This window comes from Halomonas sp. CH40 (assembly GCA_041875495.1).
Lineage (GTDB): Bacteria > Pseudomonadota > Gammaproteobacteria > Pseudomonadales > Halomonadaceae > Vreelandella.
Window position 1 is genome coordinate 451,006 of the sequence record CP112982.1, and the last position, 21,933, is coordinate 472,938.

A 21,933-nucleotide genomic window follows, 5' to 3' on the forward strand; every position below is an offset into this window, starting at 1 on the left:
GTGCTTTGTCAGCCTGTTGCGATGGCCGTGTGCCAGGCTCTGCAGGCGGCAGGCAGGCGTTTTATGGCTAAATACGTTACGATGTCGGCAATAGCATTTTACACTGGCATGGGCGCGGTTTTGCGACCTGGTTTCCATTGCGGGTGAGCTGAGGTTTTATGGACATGCATTCAAGGGAGGGCAGAGGTGGCTGTTTATGGCGGCATACAGGCGCGGGAGCTGGATTACTGGCTTAATGCGCTTATCAATGCAGCGTATGATCGACGCTATCCACTGGCCAACGTCCATGGCAGCCAACCGCGTGCCCGTACGGCGCGTCAGGATCTTCTGGATATGGCCAATGGTTACCACACGAACCGTCAAGGTAGTGAAGCGACCGCCATAGCGCTGGGGCGCTGGTGCCAGACTTACCTGACCGAAGAAGAATGGTATCAGCTCACCGGTGCTCGCCTGAGTGGTAATGATACACCGGCTGATTGGCTGGTGCGTCATCATGTCGGCTGATGGCAGGCTAAGGCCGGTTCAAACTGAATTTTTGTCGTTAAACGGCGGCAGTTATTACGAGAAGGAGACTATCCGCCATGCGCTTTGTTCCTCAGTTCACTGATGGCCAGAAATTTACCCATCCATTGGGCAAAATAGTATGTGTGGGTCGCAACTATGCAGACCATGCCAAGGAGCTTGAAAACCCGGTGCCTTCCGAGCCGCTGCTGTTCATCAAACCATCGACCAGTGCGCTAGGCTTTGATGCGCCGCTGGCGCCGCCTTTCTCGCGTGGCGAGGTGCATTTTGAGCTGGAGCTTGCTCTGCTGATTGGTGAAACACTGACCGATGCCACCCAGGATGAAGCCGAGCGGGCGATTGTCGGCATTGGCTTGGCATTGGATCTGACCCTGCGCGATGTGCAGACTCGGCTGAAGGAAAATGGCCACCCCTGGGAAATTTCCAAGGCCTTTGACGGTGCCTGCCCGCTTTCCTCCTTTCTACCGCTGACCCGGGTGCCCAACTGGAATGCACTGGCGTTCAGCCTGGAAATTGACGGCGAGGAGCGCCAGTACGGCGAGGGGGCAGATATGCTATTCCCGATCCCGACTCTGGTGGCGGAAATGAGCCGCCATTTCACCCTGGAAGCGGGCGATGTCATCCTGACCGGCACGCCAGCAGGCGTCGGTGAGCTACCGCGTGGAGCGCAGCTGCGTATGACGCTGACCGGTGGCCTGGAGGTCACCGCCAGCGTCATTGAGTAAGTCATTGAGTAAGTGGATGCGTGTTATTGCAGACAGTTATCGCAAGACCGTTATTGCAAGACAGTTGTTGTAGATAGTCATTGTAGATAGTCATTGTAGATAGGTATATCCATTCAGGCCGTCACGCAGGCTGTCAGCAAACTGGGCCTGATCCTGGGGCGTTAGCTGGCTGGCAGCCAGCTGCGCCATCAGGCGCTGTTGAAGCTTGTCAGCATCAAAGTTGACGTAGGCCAGCACATCGGCCACCCGATCGCCCGCCAACGGGTTGGAAAGCACCCAGTTGCCCTGGGCATCCAGGGCCGCATCAACCGAGTCCGTATCGCCAAACAGGTTGTGCAGGTCACCAAGAATTTCCTGATAGGCCCCCACCAGAAAGAAACCTAGCCAGCGTTGATCCTCATTGGCCCACTCCGGCAGTGGCAGGGTGCTTTCCACTCCCTGGCCATCGACGTAGCTGTCGATGCGTCCGTCGGAATCGCAGGTGATATCCTGAATCACCGCGCGCCGCGTGGGCGTCTGCTCCAGCCCGGAAAGCGGCAGCACAGGAAAGATCTGCTCGATTCCCCATACATCCGGCACCGACTGGAACAGCGAAAAGTTGACGAACAGCTTGTCGGCGAGCTTTTCCGCCAGTTCATCCTGAATTTCACGGTGGGCCCGATTGCGGCCATCAAGCTGCGCGCGCAGGCGGTGACAGGCAGCGGTATAGACGCGCTCGCCTTCAGCCCGCACTCCCATATCACACAGGCCAAGTACAAAACGGTCCTGGAGTTCGCTGACGGCCTGCAGCAGGTCGTGCCAGGCTTCTACCAGTATGCGGGGTTCCTGAAAGCTTTCCAGCTGGTCGAGTACCCGCCACAGGGCTTCCAGCTGCGGGTCTGGCGTCTCTGGGCGGGGCGGTGGCGTCGTGTCGACACGTTCCTCATCAATCACATTGGTGATCAGTACCGCATGGTGAGCGGTCAGGGCGCGACCGGATTCGCTGATCAGGTGAGGCTGAGGCAAGCCGGTTTCCTGGCAAAGTTGGGCAAAGGCGTTGACCACATTGCGAGCATATTCGGCCATGGAGTAATTGGCCGAGCAGAAGCTGCGTGAGCGGGTGCCTTCGTAATCAACGCCCAGTCCACCGCCCACATCCACACAGTCAATCGGGGCGCCCAGTTCCACCAGGCTCTGGTAGAAGCGCGCGCATTCACGCAGGCCGCGCTGGATATCGCGGATATTGGCAATCTGTGAGCCAAGGTGAAAATGCACCAGCTGCAGGCTGGCCAGGGCATCATGTTCGTGCAGGGTATCAACGACCTGCAGAATCTGGCTGGCAGTGAGGCCGAACTTGGACTTTTCACCGCCGGTATTCTGCCACTTGCCCTTGCCGATCGAGGCAAGCCTGGCCCGCAGGCCGATACGTGGCTGAACGTTCAGCGCACGCGCTTCTTCCAGCACCTGAGTCAGCTCGGAAAGTTTTTCCACCACCAGATAAACACGATGGCCAAGCTTCTCTCCTAACAGCGCCAGGCGGATATACTCGCGGTCTTTATAGCCGTTACATACAATCAGCGAGGAATCCCGGTCAGACAGCGCCAGCACGGCGAGCAGTTCCGGTTTGCTGCCGGCTTCCAGCCCCACACGGCCATTGCCGCGCTCGGCCGTGGCGAGGATTTCTTCCACCACGCGGCGCTGCTGGTTGACCTTGATCGGGTAGACCGCCGTGTAGCCAGCCTGGTAATCGGCGTCCTGCATGGCCTGATCAAAGGCGCCGCACAGCTGCTCCACCCGATCATGCAGAATATCGCTGAAACGTACCAGCACCGGCAGGCGCAGGCCGCTGGCCAGCAGCTGTTGCACCAGGCCATTCAGCGGCAGGGCCGGGCCGGGCCTGGCAGAGCCGAGCGGACGTACCAGGGTGTGGCCCTGGTCATCGACATCAAAGTATCCGCTGCCCCACTGGTCAATGTTCCAGGTGCGCCGGGCGCGCATGGCAGGCGTGGTGGCAAGGCTGTTGGCGGATGCCGTAGAGCTCATGAGGTGACCTCGGGCAAGGGCAGCGCGCCCTGGGCAATCCGTGCCTTCAGAATGGTTTCAAAGCGCTGCGGGTCGTGGGGCGTTAGATCGTGAGCGGGCGGGTCGACGTAGACCACCAGCAGCCGTGACAGCCAGTAGCGCAGGGCGGTCATGCGCAGCATCACCGGCCAGACGGCCTGTTCATCGCTATTCAGCGGGCGGCGCGCCTGGTAAGCGTTGAGAATGGTGTCGTAACGCTCGCGGTCAAGGTGGCCATTCTCATCTGAGGCCCAATCGTTGATCACAATTGCCAGATCAAACAGCAAATCGCCAGTGCAGCCATTATAGAAATCAATCATGCCGCCCAGCTGGTTGCCGTCAAACAGGGTGTTATCGCGGAACAGGTCGCCATGCAGGGCGCCTTGGGGCAGTTCGTCATACTGACTGAAGACACTTTCAAACTCGTCGATCTCGTCTTTCATCAGTATCTGGTCGGCAGGGCTGATATAGGCCAGCACCTTATGGTGCATGGCCTGCAGCCAGTGCAGGTCGCGCGGGTTGGGGCGGCGACCGGGAAAATGCTGGGAGATGGCATGCATATGCCCGAGTGTTTCGCCCAGCACCTGGCACTGAGTGAGGTTGGGGGCTTCAGGGTGGCGCCCCGGCAAGCGCGGAAACAGCAAGGCGGGCTTGTCTGCCAGGCTATGTAACGCGATGCCGTCACGGTCATGCACCGGCCCAGGCACTGGCAGGCGATGCTCATCGAGATAATCCAGCAGGTCGACAAAGAACGGCAGTTCTTCGTGTTCGCCCTGCTCGAACAGGGTGAGTACCAGCTGGCGTTGGTCAGTGGTGACAAAAAATGTCGAATTTTCGGTGCCGCCCGCTACCCCTTCCAGGGTTTGCAGCTGGCCGACATCAAACTTTTCCAGAAACGCTGCGACCTGTGCGTCGCTAAGCGGAGTAAATACAGCCATGAGAGTCTCGCCCAGGTTGCCAAGGCCAACATTGTAGCGGTTTGGGCGATAACTTGGCAGCATTCACGTGTTAACAGTAAAAGACGTTGTTTCCATTCGGCAGGGACTGCCGGGCGCGTTATCATGATGACCATTATTCTCAGCAGGTGGATTTCTGGTTATGGCGCGCGCTCCTATTGTGCTGGTGGATGGCTCATCCTATTTGTATCGTGCATTTCACGCTTTACCGCCATTGACCACTTCCCAGGGTCAGCCCACGGGAGCGGTCAAAGGCGTGCTGAACATGCTCAAACGGCTGATCAAGGATTATCCGGATAGCCCCATGGCCGTGGTATTTGATGCGCCGGGCAAGACCTTCCGCGATGACCTTTACAGCGACTACAAATCCCATCGTCCACCCATGCCTGATGACCTGCGCAGCCAGATAAAGCCTTTGCATGCCTGCGTGAAAGCGCTGGGGTTGCCGCTGTTATGCGTTGAAGGCGTAGAAGCCGATGATGTGATTGGCACTTTGGCTCACCAAGCTACCCAGGCCGGGCGTGATGCGGTGATTTCTACGGGTGACAAGGATATGGCGCAGCTGGTCAACGCGCATATCACCCTGGTCAATACCATGAAGGATGAAACCCTGGATGAAGCCGGAGTGGAAGCCAAGTTTGGCCTGCCGCCTGGCTTGATCATTGATTACCTGGCCCTGATGGGCGACAAGGTGGACAACATTCCGGGCGTGCCCGGTGTGGGCGAAAAGACCGCCATTGGCCTGTTGCAGGGAATGGGCGGAGGTCTTGATACCATTTACGCTGATCTCGAACGCGTCAAGACGCTGAGTTTCCGTGGCGCCAAGACGTTGCCTAAAAAGCTTGAGGAGCACCGCGAACAGGCGTTTCTTTCCTACCAGCTGGCCACCATCAAGACCGACTGCGAGCTGCCAGTCGGGCTGGATGACCTGGAAATTGCCCAGCCTGACCAGCAGCAGCTGGCCGAGCTGTACCGGGAAATGGAGTTCAAACAATGGCTGAACGAGCTATTAAGCGGCCAGGATGAAGCCGTAGAGGCCACCGTTGAGCAGCCTGATACCACACCCACCGCTCAGCCACCTGCGGCAGAGCGGCGCGACCAGGTGATTACCGAACAGGCTGACTTCGATGCCTTGCTGGCTCGGTTGGATAAGGCCGCACAGTTTTGCGTAGACCTGGAAACCACTAGCCTCAACTATATGGACGCCGAGATCGTCGGCGTTGGGCTAGCGCTGGAACCAGGCGAAGCCTTCTATATTCCGCTGGCCCATGATTATCTGGATGCACCCGCCCAGCTGGATCGCAGTGCAGTACTTTCAGCTCTGCAGCCGCTGTTGGAAGACCCGGAAAAAATCAAGATCGGTCAGAACCTCAAATACGATATGTCAGTGCTGGCCAGTGCCGGCATTAACTTGGCTGGCCCGCTGGCGGATACCATGCTGGCCTCTTACGTGCTGAATGCCACGGCCACCCGCCATGATATGGATTCGCTGGCGCTGAAATACCTGGGTGAAGCCACGACCTCGTTCGAGGACATCGCCGGTAAAGGCGCCAAGCAGCTGACCTTCAACCAGATTGCCTTGGAGCAGGCCGCGCCTTACGCCTGTGAAGATGTGGATATTACCCTGCGCCTGCAGCACACCCTACGCCCTCTGGTGGAAGCGGAAGGGCAGCTGGCCAAGGTGCTGGATATCCTTGAACTGCCCTTGGTGCCGGTGCTTTCACGCATTGAGCGCAATGGCGTGGCGCTGGATGCCGAGCGTCTGCATGCCCAGAGCCAGCAGCTTGAGCAGCGGATTCATGCGCTGGAAAAACAGGCTTTTGAGCTGGCCGGGCGTGAGTTCAACCTGGGCTCGCCTAAGCAATTGGGTGAAATTCTGTTCGAAGAGCAGAAAATCCCGGTGCTTAAGAAAACCCCCAAGGGCGCGCCCTCAACGGCGGAAGCGGTACTTGAAGAGCTGGCGCTGGATTACCCGCTGCCCAAGGTCATCATGGAGCATCGCGGCCTGGCCAAGCTGAAATCCACTTATACCGACAAACTGCCGCGCCTGATCAACCCAGGCACCGGGCGGGTACATACCAGCTACCATCAGGCGGTGACCGCCACGGGGCGCCTGTCATCGTCTGACCCCAACCTGCAGAATATCCCCATCCGCACCGAGGAAGGCCGCAAGATTCGTCAGGCGTTCATCGCCCGCCCGGGCTACCGCATTGTGGCGGCCGACTACTCCCAGATTGAGCTGCGCATCATGGCGCATCTCTCTGAGGACAAGGGGCTGCTGACAGCTTTTGCTGAGGGCAAGGATATTCACAGCGCAACCGCCGCAGAAGTGTTCGGCACACCGCTGGAAAAGGTCTCCGACGAGCAGCGGCGCAGCGCCAAGGCAATCAACTTCGGGCTGATCTATGGGATGAGCGCTTGGGGTCTATCGCGTCAGCTGCATATCGAAAGAGGGCAGGCGCAGACCTACATCGACCGCTACTTTGACCGTTATCCGGGCGTGGCTCGTTATATGGAACGCATTCGCAGCCAGGCGGCAGAGGATGGCTTTGTCGAAACTGTTTTTGGGCGGCGTTTATATCTCCCCGAGATTCACTCTCAGAACCGCAACCGTCGCCAGGGTGCCGAGCGCACAGCGATCAATGCGCCCATGCAGGGCACGGCTGCGGATATCATCAAGCTGGCCATGATAGAGGTGGATGCCTGGCTGGCAGAAGGGGAGTTTGACGCCCTGATGGTTATGCAGGTACATGACGAACTGGTGTTCGAAGTGGCGGAGAGTCAGGTCGAGGCTTTCATTACTCAGATTCAGGCGCGTATGCAAGCCGCTGCCAGCCTCAGCGTACCGCTGACGGTCGAAGCTGAAAGTGGCGCCAACTGGGATGAAGCGCACTAAGGCTAAGGCGTTTAATCAAGGCCGTATCACAGGTATTTTGATGCGGCTGATGGACTTCCACAGCAAGCGACAACGCACGTGTACGTTTTTCAGCATGCTAGACTGCCATCAACAGGATGATAAGGAAGGCCCGCATGCCATCTGATCAGCGTCGTAAACTCCCTATCGGGATCCAGACCTTCTCGGATATCCGTGAAGATGGCTACTACTATGTCGATAAAACGCCCTTTATCGAGAAACTGGTCAATCAAAACAAGTACTACTTTCTCTCCCGCCCGAGGCGGTTTGGCAAAAGCCTACTGCTGGATACCTTGCGCTGCCTGTTTGAAGGTCGGGAGGCCTTGTTCGAAGGACTTTATATCCACGATAAATGGGACTGGCAGACCTGCTACCCCGTGGTGCGCCTGAGTTTTGGCAGTGGTGTGCTGCAAAGCCGTTGGGAGCTGGACGTGCGTATCCGCGAGCAATTGCGTACCGAGCGTGAGCGGCTCGGGCTGACCCTTGATCATGACACCGATATTGCCGGTGAGTTTGAGACCCTGATTCGTCAGGCCCATGCTCATGCAGGCCAACGGGTTGTGGTGCTGATCGACGAATACGACAAGCCAATACTGGACAACCTGCTTAGCCCTGAGCTTGCCCGCGAGTTGCGCGAGGGGCTGAAAAACCTCTATAGCGTACTCAAGGATGCTGACCCCCATCTGCATTTTGTGCTGCTCACTGGGGTCTCCAAGTTCAGCAAGGTTAGCCTGTTTTCGGGGCTTAACAATCTCAACGATATCACTCTGGATGCGCCTTATGCGGCCATCTGTGGCTATACCGATGATGATATTGATAGTGTTTTTGCACCAGAACTGCTGGGCCTCGATCGGGATGAAATCCGCCGCTGGTATAACGGCTACCGCTGGGGTGGCCAAAACGTTGACTCGGTTTACAACCCTTTTGATGTACTGTTGCTATTACAGAAGCGCAAATTCAGCCCTTATTGGTTCGAAACGGCCACCCCCACTTTTCTGGTCGATATCCTGAAACAGCGCGGTGTTTTTACTCCTGCACTTAGCCAGTTGCAGACTGAAGCTGAACTGCTTGGGCGCTTCGATATCGATCATATCGCCACGGAAGCGCTTTTGTTCCAGACCGGCTACCTCACTGTGCATTCAGTAGAAGAGCCGATGACCGGTTATTGGCTCTATACGCTTGGCTATCCCAACCACGAAGTGGCTACCAGCCTTAACCAGGCATTATTGCCTGCCTTGGGTGTTCAAGAACCTGCCAGAGAGCGGCTGACGCTGTTTCGTGCCCTGCAGCATCATGACCTTGGTGCATTGGAAACTCATCTGAAAGCGCTTTTTGCTGGCTTGCCCCACGACTGGTATCGCAACAACCCGATTGCCCGCTATGAAGGCCATTATGCGAGTGTTTTTTACAGCCATTTTGCCGCACTGGGCGTCGGCGTGACGGTGGAGGATGCCAGTAATAAAGGCAAGGTGGACATGAGCGTTGATTTCGGCGGCCATCTCTATCTGTTTGAATTCAAGGTCGTAGAGCAGTTACCTCAAGGTAAGGCGCTGGAGCAGATCAAAGCACAAGGTTATGCTGACAAATACCGTGCCAGTGGTAAGCCCATTCATTTGGTCGGGGTGGAGTTTTCCAGCATTGAGCGGCAGATAGTGGCGTTTGATGTAGAGACGCTGACACCATAAAGATGACGTCGTTATCATTCACTGGGCGTCATCAGGCAAAGGTCAAAATGGATTCCCGATAACCCCATTCGGGAATGACAGTTTTGTGGTTGATTCGGGAATGACAGTTTTGTGGTTGATTCGGGAATGACGGTTTTGTGGTTGATTCGGGAAGTACGGTTCTGTGGTTGATTCGGGAATGACCTATACATGCCCAAACAAAACCGCCCGCAGCCAAGGCTGCGGGCGGTTTACTTAGCGAGTCAGTTCAAGTACGGATTAACGCCATTCCGCGCGGTCAAAGATGCGGATCGCTTCCGGGTTGTTTTCACCGAGTACGCTGATGTTGAGGCTGTCTTTCTTGAAGTCACCCCAGGATTCCAGTACCGGGTTCTTCTTGACCCCATCAACAACCGGGAATTCATAGTTGCCTTCTGCAAAGGCTTCCTGGGCTATGTCAGAGCTCAGGAACTCGAGCAGACGTACGGCATTTTCGCGGTTCGGTGCGCCTTCAACTACGCCGGCGCCGCCAATGTTGACGTGGGTGCCACGGCCATCCTGATTCGGGAAGATAATGCCGACATTACGGGCTACTTCACGATCAGCTTCTTCATCGGAGTGCAGCAGGCGAACATAGTAGTAGTGATTACCGACGGCCAGATCACACTCGCCGCTGGCGACGCCACGAATCTGATCGGTGTCGCCACCCTCCGGGTCACGCGCCATATTGTTCACAACGCCTTCTGCCCATTCCTGAGCGCCTTCTTCACCGTGATGCTCGATCAGCGACGCCAGCAGTGACTGGTTGTAGATATTATTGGAAGAGCGGATGCACACCTGACCCTCAAACTGTGGGTCGGCCAGATCCTCGTAACTGCTGATCTGGCTGGGGTCGAAGTTGTCACGGTTGTAGTAGATGACCCGGGCGCGCTGGCTAAAGCCAAACCACATGCCTTCCGGGTGGCGCATGCTGTCCGGCAGGCGCTCACTGAGGACATCAGAATCAACGCTCTGGAAGATACCTTCCTGCTCAGCGCGCCACAGATTACCGGCATCAACGGTGATCATCACATCGGCGGGGCTTGCCACGCCTTCGCTCTTGATGCGTTCAATCAGTTGGCTGGAGCCGCCTTCAAGAATATTGACCTCAATGCCGGTTTCCTCGGTGAAGGCTTGATAGAGCGCTTCGTCAGAATCATAGTGGCGGGCGGAGTAAACATTTACTTCATCGGCCAGTGCCTGGCTTGCGAAAGCACCCCCTGCCAGCACAGCAGCAAAGGGGGCAACAGCGCGGACAGTTTTTACGCCAGCAGTTTTCATCTATCAGCTTCCTCTTATCAGTGAACAGGACAATGAACGAGTGTCCATATCCGACGTCCTAACAGTATTGAATGATAATAAGTTGCATTACCAGTTTCGTCAATGTAAGGGTCTTTGAGCGCATCGTCAAGCAAATGAGAAAGAAAATCATCCGTTTTCACGGTGGGCGATTTTTACCGCCAGTAGGCGCAAACCCCTTATGCTTTAGGAGATAAACCGCTGTATCTGCCCGCACAGCAGGTGCATTATGTTCAGATAGAAAATAGAATGAGAATAACTTTCAGTTTTAATACGCACTTGCATTTCGCAGGCGTTATATTCAACACGATGGCGGAGAGTCATGACGGCAACAGTGAAAGCAGCAGAAATCGCCGCGCCGACAAATGCCTTGGCGCTGCATGATGTGCGTCATTCCTTTGATGGCAATCAGGTTGTCAAAGGCGTGGAACTTGAAGTTGAGCCGGGAGAGGTGGTTTGCCTGTTGGGGCCTTCGGGCTGCGGCAAGACGACCTTGCTGCGTATCGCTGCCGGGCTGGAAACCCTTCAGGAAGGCAGCGTTGAGCTTAACGGCCAGGTCATTGCCCGGCCCGGTATGCGCCATCTGCCACCCGAAAAGCGCAGTGTCGGGCTGGCCTTTCAGGATTCAGCGTTATTCCCACACCTGAGCGTGGTGGAAAATGTCACCTTTGGGCTGAAGCATCTGCCCGCAGCCAAACGTCGCCCCCGAGCTATTGAGTTGCTTGAGCAGTTGGGTATGGCGGATTACATCGATACCTACCCGCATATGCTGTCGGGCGGCCAGCAGCAGCGCGTAGCGCTGGCTCGCGCCATGGCACCTGGCCCACAACTGATGCTGCTGGATGAGCCATTTTCCAGCCTGGATGCGCGCCTGCGCGACCAGATCCGCGACGATACCCTGCATGTGCTGAAAAAAGTCGGTGCGGCGACTTTGCTGGTGACCCATGACCCGGAAGAAGCGATGTTCATGGCTGATCGCATTGCTCTGATGCGTGATGGCCAGATCATTCAGACCGGTACACCCAGGGAACTTTATTGCGCGCCCAATGACCCCTTTGTGGTGACCTTCTTTGGTGAGGTCAACGAGCTTGAAGGGGTGGTCAAGGATGGCAAGGTGCAAACACCGGTAGGCGAGGTGGAAGCAGGGGGCATCCCTGACGGCAGCCCGGCCAAGGTAATGATCCGCCCGGAGGCGCTGCGCATTGAGGAGCGCGACCTGCCCGCTGAAGCGCATGATCACAGCCACGTTATCATGGCCAAGTTACTGGGCCGCACCAGCCTGATACACCTGTGCGCGCATAACAACAGCGGCGACGAAGCGCATCTGCATGCCCGAGTTTCAGGGCTGTTCCTGCCTGGGGAAGGCCAGCCGGTGGATATTCACCTCGACCTCTCCCAGGTATTTGTCTTTCCGATGTAACGGTGCTTGGTGAATCGTGAGCAGTGAATAGTTTAGCGGCTTAGTGCCCGCTTCCAGGGCGGGCACGGCGCATGGCCATGCTAAGCAGGATAACTGGAATAATCCCCACCACGACAATCGCCAACGATGCCGTTGAGGCCTCTGCCAAGCGCTCATCCGCCGCCAGATTATGTGCCCGCACCGCCAAGGTGTCGAAGTTGAACGGGCGCAATATGATGGTGGCGGGCAATTCCTTCATGACATCCACAAACACCAGAATACCGGCAGCCAGCAGGCTGCTGCGCATCAGTGGGGTATGAATGCGCCGTAGGGTACCGCCGGCTGTCTGGCCAAGCGTGCGTGATGCAGCGTCCATGCTGGGGGTGACCTTACCCAGGCTGGCTTCCACGGCGTTGAAAGACACTGCCAGAAAGCGCACCACATAGGCGTAGATCAGAATAAAAGCTGAGCCGCTGAAAATCAGCCCGATAATCACGCCGTAAGTATCCCGAGTCCACAGGTTGATGGTGTTATCCAGCCAGGCAAAGGGAATCAGAATGCCCACGGCCACCACCGAGCCGGGAATGGCATAGCCCATGGCGGCTATCCGTGAGCTGAAGCGGGCAAAGGGTGTGTTGTGGATGCGCACACCATAGCTGAGCAGCATGGCCAGGCCGACTGCCAGCACGGCGGCCAGCGCGGCCAGCGCCAGGCTGTTAAAGGCGAAACCGAAAAAGCGCGTGCCGAACAGGCTGTCGCCTTCAGTGATGGCCATTTCGAGCAGAATGCCGCTAGGCAGCAGAAAGCCAATCAAGACGGGCAGGAGGCAAAAGATCACCGCTGCTGCCGATCGCCAGCCATACAGTACATACTCGGGCAATTGCTGGTAGCGATTGGTGGTATGAAAGTAGCGCCGCTTGCCGCGGGACCAACGTTCAAGCAGCACCAAAGCAACCACAAAAGCCAGCAGGCAAGCCGCCAGTTGAGCTGCTGCAACGGGTTCCCCCAGCCCGAACCAGGTACGATAGATGCCAGTGGTAAAGGTATCCACGCCAAAGAACTGCACGGCGCCAAACTCGTTAAGAGTTTCCATCAGTACCAGGGAAACCCCGCCCACCAGCGCTGGTCGGGAAAGCGGCACCGCCACGCTGGCAAACAGGTGCCAGGGGCCGCGTCCCAGCGTTCTGCCAACGTCAAGAACACATACCGACTGCTCCAGAAACGAGGCCCGTGCCAGCAGGTAGACGTAAGGGTAAAGTACCAGAGTGATCAGCGTAGCCGCGCCGCCCAGTGAACGGATGTTGGGGAAGTAATAATCACCGTGGGCCCAGCCAAACGTTTCGCGCAGCAGGCTTTGCAGAGGGCCGGCAAACTGCAGAAAGTCCGTATAGGCGTAGGCGATCACGTAAGTCGGCACCGCCAGAGGCAGTAGCAGCGCCCACTCAAAAATGCGTTTACCCGGAAAGCGGCACATGACCACCAGCCAGGCGGTGCCCGTCCCGATCAGTAAAGTACCGATGCCAACAAACAGCACCAGCCAGAAGGTATTGGTCAGGTAACGGGGCAGCACCGTGCTGGCCAGATGCTGCCAGATGCCGTCAGTGGGCATGAAAATATGCGCAAAAATGACGATAACGGGCAGCGCCACCACTAGAGCAATGCCAAAAAGAATCAATGACCAGACATTGAACCGGCTAACCAGCCGCTTGAGTAGCGAGTCGAATCCACGATCGGCAGTCTGAGACAACTGTCTTCTCCTTAAAACTATGAAGGTGTGAAGCGGGTTAGCATTTGCCCATCAACATCGCGAACGGAGTGAACACGGTGACGCAAGGTGTGGATTCTGGTGGTCGTCAAAAGAGTCCGGCGCGATTGATAGCAGCGTGAGGAACTGCGGGCACCCGTAACGGCGATGCGAACCAGTATCAAATGCTAATCATACCATCTGGCACCTGACTTAACGATGTGAAATCCATGCGACATGCCGCCACTTGGCCGCTCGCAGCCTACCATTTTTATAGGCCGGGAAGTAAAAAGCCCCCTGCTGGGCAAGGGGCTAAGAACAATACTTATAGATAGCGCCTGCTTCTTATCTGCTGTAAACCAGATTGGGCAACCAGGTCGCCAGCGGCTCAAAGAAGAATACCAGCATCAGGCCGAGTAGCTGGAGTAATACGAAGGGCGCCACCCCCTTGTAGATGTCCATTGTCTGAATCGAAGGGGGGCAGACCCCTTTGATATAGAAGAGCGCAAACCCGACCGGCGGGGTGATAAACGAGGTCTGCAGGCAAATCGCGAACAGAATCGCAAACCAGACCGGCTCAACGCCCAAGCTGAACACCACAGGTGCTACCAGCGGCAGAATGATCAGGGTGATCTCGACCCAGTCCAGGAAGAAGCCGAGCAGGAAAACTACCAGCAGGATGGTCAGCACGATACCGGCGGTACCAAACGGCAAACCGGTGACGGCATCACGGATAACATCATCGCCACCCAGGCCGCGCAGCACCGCTGCGAAAACGGTAGCGCCAATGAAGATGCCGAAAATGAACGCTGTGGTGCGGGTCGTCTGATAAAGCGCGCTGGACATGACGTTGAAGTTAAGACGGCGGCTGAAAAGAGCCAGCACAGTGGCGCCCAGAGCACCCACGGCAGAGGCTTCCGTCGTGGTGGCAAAGCCGGTGAAAATCGACCCCAGCACCGCAACGATCAGCGCCATAGGGGGCAGCACGGCAATCAGAACCTCCAGCAGTGCGCGCCCGTTGAGGGGCTCACGATTCTTGGGGGCGGGTGCCAGATCCTTCTTGATGTAAGCAGCGATAATGATAAAGGCGATATACATGACGCCGAGCATTACCCCAGGGATCAGCGCGCCCATAAACAAACGCCCGACAGACGCTTCTGAAGTGCCCAGGCGATCCGCCATCAGCACCAGCATGATGCTGGGCGGTACGAGTATCCCCAGGGTGCCGACCGAACAGGCCGTTCCTACCGCCAGCGATTTGTTGTAGTTGGCCTTGAGCATTGGGCCGATAGAAAGCATCCCCAGCAGGACGACCGAGGCGCCGACGATACCGGTGGAGGCGGCCAGCAGAATACCCACAATTACCACGGTGACGGCGTAGCCGCCGCGTAGGCCGCCCATCACGCGTACCAGCGAATTCATCAGGCGTTCGGCAATGCCGGAGCGGTCCAGCATGATGCCCATGAAAATAAACAGCGGCAGTGCCACCATTAGCTCATTGGCCACGATCCCGTAGAACCGCTGGCTAAGAACGCCAATGGTGCCCCCCCAGGTGAACCACAGGTTGGCGTCGAAATACTCGACCATGACGTGGCCGATAATAGCGAACAGAAAGCCGATACCGGCAAGAGACCAGGCAACCGGAAAACCCAGCAGCAATAGCCCCATGAAACTGGCAAACATGCCAATAACGAGAAGTTCTTCAATACCCATATTAATCCCCGGTATCAGGCGTTAGCGGAAGTCGGTCGGGTGCGTTGGCCGCACTTCCCGAGGAAACTTGAAGAGATAGGTGGTGCATCGTAGTAGACGCGACACCATGGCAACGGCAATCAGTATCATGCCGATGGGCAGGGTGCTCTTAAGGATGAACCGGTAAGGCAAGCCACTGGGTGCTTGAGAATTTTCGCCCTGCTCGAATGACCGGTAAGCATATTCAATTAGCTGGTCGATAATGAAATACAGCAAGGGCAGCATCAAAAGCGCGATGCCAAGCAGCTCGATCCATGCCATCAGGCGCAGTGAAAAACGCTCACGCAGAACATCCACGCGCACGTGATCATCGGTCACGATGGCATAGGCCAGTGTCATGATCATGGTGGCACCAAAGAAGTGCCAGGAAAGCTCCTCCAGCGCAATAGAGCCGCGCCCAAGGATAAAGCGGCTGAAGACGTTAGTCAGGACAACCGCAATAGTGACAACCCACAGCCAGGAAAGCAGTTTGCCGGAAAAAGCAATCATGGAATCCAGCCGAAAACTTAACGCATTGGTGGGAAGCGTCTTTGACGGATCCTGGGAAGGCGTAGACATAGTATCAGTCTCATGTGTCTTGGCATGAACAAGGCCGGAGCATCATGACGATGCCCCGGCCAGTCGTATCACAGGCAATTAGTCCAGCTGCTGGATGTTCTCAGGCAGGTAGTATTCTTTCGGCAGGTAGCCTTTGGTGCGCCACTCGCCGTGAATACGCATCCAGTCCTGCTGGCTGTCGAGCACGCGACGGAACATCTCGTCTTCGTTGGCGATTTCCTGCTGGACTTCATGGGTAATAGTGCGCAGTTCCTGCAGAACTTCTTCCGGCAGAACCTGAGCGTTAACACCTTCTTCTACGAAGCCCTGCAAGGCCAGCGGGTTTTCCCACTCGCTTTCAGACAGGCCGAAAAGCGTTGCTGAGCGGCAGCCCATCTCGATCTGGGCGCGGGTGGCATCTTCCAGGCCTTCCCAGGAATCCTTGTTGATCAGCAGGTGAGCCGTTGTAAACGTCTGGTGCCAACCTGGCATCAGATAGTTATTGACGATTTCCTGCATGCCCAGAATGCGGTCAACCGCAGGGGCCGAGAACTCGGTAGCGTCAATGGTGCCGCGCTCCATTGCCTGGTAAAGCTCGCCACCCGGCAGCATGGTAACGGAAGCACCAAGGCGCTCCATAACGCGTCCGCCAATACCCGCAAAGCGAATACGCAGTCCGTCCATCTGATCAAGCGATTCAACCGGCTCGGCAAACCAGCCAGCGGCTTCCGGGCCAATCATGCTGCAAAGTAGCGGATGAACGTTGTAGGGTTCGTAGATTTCCTTTAACAGTTCGTGGCCGTCACCGTGATAGTGCCAGGCCAGATAGGAAGAAGGTTCCATACCGAAGGGGGCGCCTGCATACAGCGGCAGTGAAGGAATGCTGCCCTGGTCATAGCCAACCCAGGTAAAGCCTGCCGGATACTGGCCTTCAGAGACCGCATCGAGAATCTCAAACGCAGGAATCAATTCTCCTGGCTCATAGTAGCGCAGGTTGATATTGCCGCCGGATACAGCCTCAAGGCTTTCAGAAAGGTGCACAACCGGTGTGCTCAAGCCGACAAGATTGGATGGAAACGCAATCGGCACCTGCCAGCGAACACTTTCCTGGGCGTTGGCTGCCGTAGCCATGGTGCCCGTTGCCATCATCACAGCAGCAGCTGTGCCGGCGAGCTTGAAACGCATTGACGCTTTTGTGCGGGTCATCATATTCATGAACCTTTCTCCGCTTACACTGATTGTTGTTTATTCAGATTGAACTGCCTTGGTGAGGCTATAGCCAGCCGTGCAGGTGCTCAAGTAACAGTTTCAACACTATTCAACTCGCTGCCAGCATTGAGGTAAGCGCTGTTTTAACGATTCGCGCTAAAATTACTGCTAAAGACGCTATAACCAGGCTAAATATAGGCTAAATGCTGTTATGTTGCGTTATTTCGGAACTATTTTAAGCCAGGCCCATACGCAGAGGCGTTAGACTAATAGATAGTGCTTTTGGCATTTTTCTTGATGAGTCTGCAGTCTGAAATGGGCGTTGATTGGTCTGACCAATATTAAATTGAAGGAGACGATTTTGCTGAGTGTCTGTTGCAATGACTTCTGATCAGGAAAAGATGCTTAATTGGTCTTACCAATTGCAAGACTGCCGTTGGCGTTGTCTGGTCAGAGTTGCTGGCGAGGCATCACAGCGTCAGGCGACTGCACTGGCGCTTTGGAAGGGTAGGCATTGGCAGTTGCCACTTTGGGTATCCAGCTCCCCGCCTGACCTGCTGGATGCCAGCACCTGCTTACCGCCTGCCAAGGCCACTACGCGCTTGGGTCAAGAGCATCAGCTGGTGGTTTATGACATTCAGCGCGATGGTTTAAACCCGGATGTATTGGGTGCTCTGGGAGGCACATTAAAGGCTGGCGGCCTGCTGGTACTTTTAACAGACTCGGATTGGGGGGCTTTACCCGACCCTGATTACCGGCGTATGGCAGATTACCCCTCCAGCTGGCAGAGCCTGTCAGCACATTATCTGGCGCGCCTGAAACGCCAGTTGAACGCTGATCCTTTGGCTATTCACTGGCAGGCGGGCAAACCGCTTGATTTGCCACGACTACAGCAACACGCCATGTCATCCGAAGACGCTACTGATAAAGGCAGTACTGATGGAGCCTGCTTGACCGGCGACCAGGCCCAGGCGGTGGCCGCCCTGGTCAATCTCAAGCGCCGCCGCCCGCTGGTGATCACTGCGGACCGGGGGCGGGGCAAAAGTGCCGCCCTGGGCATCGCCTGCGCGCGCCTGTTAGCTAAAGGCATCAATAGCCTGTGGATCACAGCGCCTCGGCCTGGGGCGGTTCAGCCGGTGTTTGAGCGGCTGGCAGAAACCTACCCTGAAGCGAGCTGGCCGTCTGCCTATAGCCTGCAGCTGCCAAGCGGCCAGCGCGTGCGTTTTATAGCCCCTGATGCATTAACGCAGGAAGTTGAGCAAGGCAGGTTAGGGGGCGATGGCAGCTACCTGTTCGTTGATGAAGCCGCTGCCATACCCGCCGCGCTGCTGGGGCGTTGGCTGAGTGCTTTCCCACGCATTGCCTTTGCCACCACTGTGCACGGTTATGAAGGCTCCGGGCGAGGCTTTGCACTGCGCTTTCGTGACCAGTTGATGCGCCACACACCGCAGTGGCGCGAAATCACCCTTGAAACCCCGGTGCGCTGGAACCCTGGCGACCCGCTGGAAGCCACCCTCAACCGGCTCCTGTTACTCAAGGCGGAGCTGCCACCCTGTTCGGCCAGCACCCGGTTTGAGTGGCTTTCCCAGGCGGCGCTGGGGCGCGATGAAGCGGCGCTTGAAGCCCTGTTCGGGCTTCTGGTTCAGTCCCACTACCGCACCACGCCCAGCGATATTCGTCAGCTGCTGGATGGCCCCGCCACCCAGCTCGGCCTGCAGGGAGAGCCAACGGCGCCCCGTGGGGTGGTGGTGACCCGCAATGAAGGCGGCTTTCCAGCCGATCTGGCCGAGCAAGTGGCCAGGGGAGAGCGCCGCCCCCAGGGGCATTTGTTGGCCCAATCGCTGGCCGCCCATGCAGGCTGTCGTGAAGCGCTGACGGCAAACTGGCGGCGGGTGACCCGCATTGCCACTCACCCTGAGGTACGCCGCCAGGGCGTTGCCAGCACATTGCTGGCACACAGCGTTGAGCAAGCGCGCCACGATGGTATGGCGCTGTGTGGTGCCACCTTTGGTGCCGAGGCAGGGTTATTGGCGTTCTGGCAGGCGGCAGGGTTTACGCCGGTGCGGCTGGGGATTTCCAAAGATACCACCACAGGGGAAGTGGCCTTGATGGTCGCCAAGGCGTTAACCCCTGAAGGTGAAAAGATCATCCAGGCTCTGCGCCAGCGCTTGCATGCTGGCCTGCTGGCCATGCTGGCGTTTGAGCTTTCCGAGCTGCCGGCGGATATCGTGGTGCCCTTACTGGCCGAAATGCCGACCAGGCCTATCGAGAGCCATCAGGTTCAGGACGCCCGGGATGTGGCCTTTGCCCATCGTGACCCACGCCTGGCACGTGGCGCCCTGCAGGCATTGGCCATTCATACCGCCCAGCAGAGTGTTGAGGAGGGCGTTAGCGCTGATTTACAGGCGGTCGCGAGCTGGGCGCTGCAGAATCAACCGCTGGCCAGCAGCCATAAAGCCTCGGTGGCGGCACTACGCAAGGCAGTCGCGGCCCTGCTAGGTGACGCCTGACCCTTTTTTGAGCACTGCCTGAAATATTTCCTGAAGCCTTGGGGACGTGTAAAGTAGCCCGATTAATCTCACGATGAGTGTTTATGAACGAACATCTGGAAACATTGACGCCAGCGCCGGTATGGCGCCATTTTCGTACCCTGTGCAATACGCCACGCCCCTCCGGGGAAGAGGCAGAACTGGTCGCCCTGCTGGAAGCCTGGGCGGACTCACTGGGGCTTGCCCATGACCGCGACAGCTTCGGCAATCTGCGCATCTGCAAGCCTGCCTCGCCAGGCTACGAGGATGCCAAGGGCGTTATCCTCCAGGGCCACCTGGATATGGTGGCCCAGGCAAACGCCGGGCACGAACACGACTTCAGCCGCGACCCGATCAGCACCTACGTCAAGGACGGCTGGCTACATGCCGATGGCACTACCCTGGGGGCTGATAATGGCCTGGGCGTAGCCGCCATACTGGCGGCGCTCGAAGATACTCAGCTGGTTCACGGCCCTCTGGAAGCGCTCTTCACCCTGGAAGAGGAAACCTCCATGGGCGGTGCGCTGAACCTGGCGCCGGATTGGCTCACCGGCCAGCGGTTGATCAATCTGGACAGCGAAGAAAGTGGCGATGTGTATATCGGCTGTGCCGGTGGCAGTGATGTGGTGGTCAATGCCCAACTGCCCGGCGCCGCTCTGCGTGATGACGAGCGTGGGCTGGCGCTTGCCCTGACCGGCCTGAAAGGTGGTCACTCCGGCATGGATATTCATCAGCCGCTGGGTAATGCCAACCGCCTGATGATGCGCGTGCTGCGTGAACTCGCTGAAATGGGCGCGCGCCTGAAAAGCTATCAGGGCGGTACTCTGCGCAATGCGATTCCCCGTGAAGCTTTTGCCACCCTGGCGTTGCCCGCTGACGCCTGGGACGACGCCCTGGAACAGATTGCAGCATTTGAACAGGTGTTCAAGCGTGAACTGGGCAGTGCCGACCCTGGCGTGACTCTGAAAGCCGCGCCTACTGACCTGGATGGAGAAGCGCTGAGTCATGATGCCAGCGCCATGCTGGTGGCTACTCTGCACGCCGCGCCTTGTGGGGTGGAAAAAATGAGTGCCGATGTCCCCGGTGTGGTGGAAACCTCAAACAACCTGGGAGTGCTCAGCCTGGAAGACGGGCGCTTTCATCTGTGCGCTCTGGTACGTTCGCTGCATGATAGCGCCGTCACCTCAATGATTGACCGCTTCAAGGCGCTGTTTGGCCTGATGGGCGCCAGAGTCAAAGCGGAAAACAGCTACCCCGGCTGGGTACCTGACCCTGAAGGAGAAATGCTGGCGCTGTTCAACGCCCAGCACAAAGTGCTTTTGGGCCATGAGCCCCAGGTCAAGGTGATTCACGCCGGGCTTGAATGCGGGATTATCGGCAGTAAATACCCGCACCTGGATATGGTCTCTTTCGGCCCCTCCATCCGCGGCGCCCACTCGCCGGATGAACGCGTTGAGCTGGAGGCCGTCACCGAGTGCTGGGCACTGCTCACGGCGCTGCTGGAAGCCGCCGCAAAGCGTTAAGCAAACCAGGGAAATAGGAGACTGGCATTTAAAGGAGCTTGGTTATGGTGCCTGAAAAAAACAAGGAATCTCAGGCTGATCTCAGTCCTCGGCTGGTATCTGACATCCGTGAGCTGGTTGCCACTGCCCGCCAGCAGGTGGTGCAAGCAGTCAACAGCACCATGGTGCAGACTTACTGGCAGATTGGCCGCCTGATTGTGGAAGACGAGCAACAAGGTGAATCCCGCGCGGCCTATGGTAAACAGCAGCTTCAGCGGCTCTCCGGCGAACTGACCCGTGAATTTGGCAAGGGCTTTGATGTTCGAAACCTGCGCAATATGCGTGCGTTTTATCTGGCGTTTCCAAATCGGAACGCACTGCGTACCGAATTGAGCTGGACGCATTATCGTATTCTGCTGCGGATTGATAACCATCAGGCCAGAGAGTGGTATATGGCTGAAGCGGCAAGCCAGCATTGGAGCAGTCGAGCATTGGAACGCCAGGTCGAGCAGGAGGCCGAGACGCTTACGCGCCCGTTAGCCCAGCAGGACGCCCGGCACTACCTGCGTGACCCCTATATTCTGGACTTTCTCGACCTGCCTGCCGAGCGCTATCTGGAGGCGGATCTTGAACGCGGTCTGATTGATAACCTACAGGATTTTTTGCTCGAGATGGGTAAAGGCTTTGCTTTTGTTGCTCGCCAGCAGCGCCTCTCTACCGAAGATCAGGACTTCTATATCGATCTGGTGTTCTATAACTTCAAGCTCAAATGCTTTCTTCTGGTGGATCTCAAACTGGGCAAGCTTACCCATCAGGATGTGGGGCAGATGGATAGCTATATCCGCATCTACGATCAGCATTACAAAGAGCAAGACGACAATCCCACCATTGGTCTTATCTTGTGCAGCCAGAAAAGCGAAGCGGTGGTGAAGTATTCGGTACTCACCGACAGCGCACAGATGTTTGCCGCTAAATACCATCCTTACTTGCCGACGGAAGAAGAACTGCGCCGTGAGCTGGAGCGTGAGCGGAGCTTGGTACAGCAGCAGCTTGCACAGGCGAAGGCATCTGGAACGAAGCCTGATTGAACAGATGTATCTGTA

The 21,933-nt window shown here is 57.1% G+C and carries 15 protein-coding genes; 8 read left to right on the top strand and 7 right to left on the bottom strand.

Going from position 1 to position 21,933, the window contains the following annotated elements; genetic code table 11:
• The first annotated feature begins 186 nt into the window (after positions 1–186).
• Positions 187–504, top strand: coding sequence for a hypothetical protein (locus OR573_02185; protein XGA80492.1), 318 nt, complete (start codon positions 187–189; stop codon positions 502–504).
• 77 nt (positions 505–581) lie between these two features.
• Complete coding sequence (locus OR573_02190; protein ID XGA80493.1) at positions 582–1,247, top strand: fumarylacetoacetate hydrolase family protein; 666 nt, start codon at positions 582–584, stop codon at positions 1,245–1,247.
• A 90-nt stretch (positions 1,248–1,337) separates the two neighbouring features.
• On the opposite strand, the gene speA is transcribed toward OR573_02190, so the two are convergent.
• On the bottom strand, positions 1,338–3,269 hold the full coding sequence (gene speA / locus OR573_02195) for a biosynthetic arginine decarboxylase (protein ID XGA80494.1): 1,932 nt from the start codon (positions 3,267–3,269) through the stop codon (positions 1,338–1,340).
• Positions 3,266–4,225: a homoserine kinase gene (locus OR573_02200; GenBank protein XGA80495.1), complete on the bottom strand. Its 960-nt coding sequence runs from the start codon at positions 4,223–4,225 to the stop codon at positions 3,266–3,268. Before OR573_02200 ends, speA begins: the two co-directional genes overlap by 4 nt.
• A gap of 160 nt (positions 4,226–4,385) precedes the next feature.
• Between OR573_02200 and polA the strand changes: the two genes are divergently transcribed.
• The gene (gene polA, locus OR573_02205; GenBank protein ID XGA80496.1) at positions 4,386–7,139 is read left to right on the top strand and encodes a DNA polymerase I; all 2,754 of its coding nucleotides are present in this window, start codon (positions 4,386–4,388) and stop codon (positions 7,137–7,139) included.
• Between the two features lie 134 nt (positions 7,140–7,273).
• Positions 7,274–8,842 carry an ATP-binding protein gene (locus OR573_02210; protein XGA80497.1) on the top strand — a complete coding sequence of 523 codons (1,569 nt, stop codon included), beginning with the start codon at positions 7,274–7,276 and terminating at the stop codon, positions 8,840–8,842.
• A gap of 258 nt (positions 8,843–9,100) precedes the next feature.
• Here the strand turns inward: OR573_02210 and OR573_02215 are convergent, their stop codons facing one another.
• Entirely contained in the window at positions 9,101–10,141 is a 1,041-nt protein-coding gene (locus tag OR573_02215; GenBank protein ID XGA80498.1) for a Fe(3+) ABC transporter substrate-binding protein, read from the bottom strand.
• Positions 10,142–10,481: 340 nt separating this feature from the next.
• Here OR573_02215 and OR573_02220 point away from each other — a divergent pair, with 340 nt between their 5' ends.
• Positions 10,482–11,579 (top strand): ABC transporter ATP-binding protein, encoded by a 1,098-nt coding sequence (locus OR573_02220; protein ID XGA80499.1) that lies wholly within the window; start codon positions 10,482–10,484, stop codon positions 11,577–11,579.
• A 40-nt stretch (positions 11,580–11,619) separates the two neighbouring features.
• Here OR573_02220 and OR573_02225 read toward each other — a convergent pair whose 3' ends face one another.
• From OR573_02225 to OR573_02240, 4 genes are all read right to left on the bottom strand, one after another.
• Positions 11,620–13,305: an iron ABC transporter permease gene (locus OR573_02225; protein XGA80500.1), complete on the bottom strand. Its 1,686-nt coding sequence runs from the start codon at positions 13,303–13,305 to the stop codon at positions 11,620–11,622.
• 342 nt (positions 13,306–13,647) lie between these two features.
• Positions 13,648–15,015, bottom strand: coding sequence for a TRAP transporter large permease subunit (locus OR573_02230; protein XGA80501.1), 1,368 nt, complete (start codon positions 15,013–15,015; stop codon positions 13,648–13,650).
• 21 nt (positions 15,016–15,036) lie between these two features.
• Positions 15,037–15,612, bottom strand: coding sequence for a TRAP transporter small permease subunit (locus OR573_02235; GenBank protein ID XGA80502.1), 576 nt, complete (start codon positions 15,610–15,612; stop codon positions 15,037–15,039).
• 78 nt (positions 15,613–15,690) lie between these two features.
• Entirely contained in the window at positions 15,691–16,806 is a 1,116-nt protein-coding gene (locus OR573_02240) for a TRAP transporter substrate-binding protein (protein ID XGA80503.1), read from the bottom strand.
• Positions 16,807–17,201: 395 nt separating this feature from the next.
• Between OR573_02240 and OR573_02245 the strand changes: the two genes are divergently transcribed.
• From OR573_02245 to OR573_02255, 3 genes are all read left to right on the top strand, one after another.
• Entirely contained in the window at positions 17,202–19,310 is a 2,109-nt protein-coding gene (locus OR573_02245) for a GNAT family N-acetyltransferase (GenBank protein XGA80504.1), read from the top strand.
• A gap of 83 nt (positions 19,311–19,393) precedes the next feature.
• The gene (locus tag OR573_02250; protein XGA80505.1) at positions 19,394–20,851 is read left to right on the top strand and encodes an aminoacyl-histidine dipeptidase; all 1,458 of its coding nucleotides are present in this window, start codon (positions 19,394–19,396) and stop codon (positions 20,849–20,851) included.
• 44 nt (positions 20,852–20,895) lie between these two features.
• The gene (locus OR573_02255) at positions 20,896–21,918 is read left to right on the top strand and encodes a PDDEXK nuclease domain-containing protein (GenBank protein XGA80506.1); all 1,023 of its coding nucleotides are present in this window, start codon (positions 20,896–20,898) and stop codon (positions 21,916–21,918) included.
• Positions 21,919–21,933: the final 15 nt, after the last annotated feature.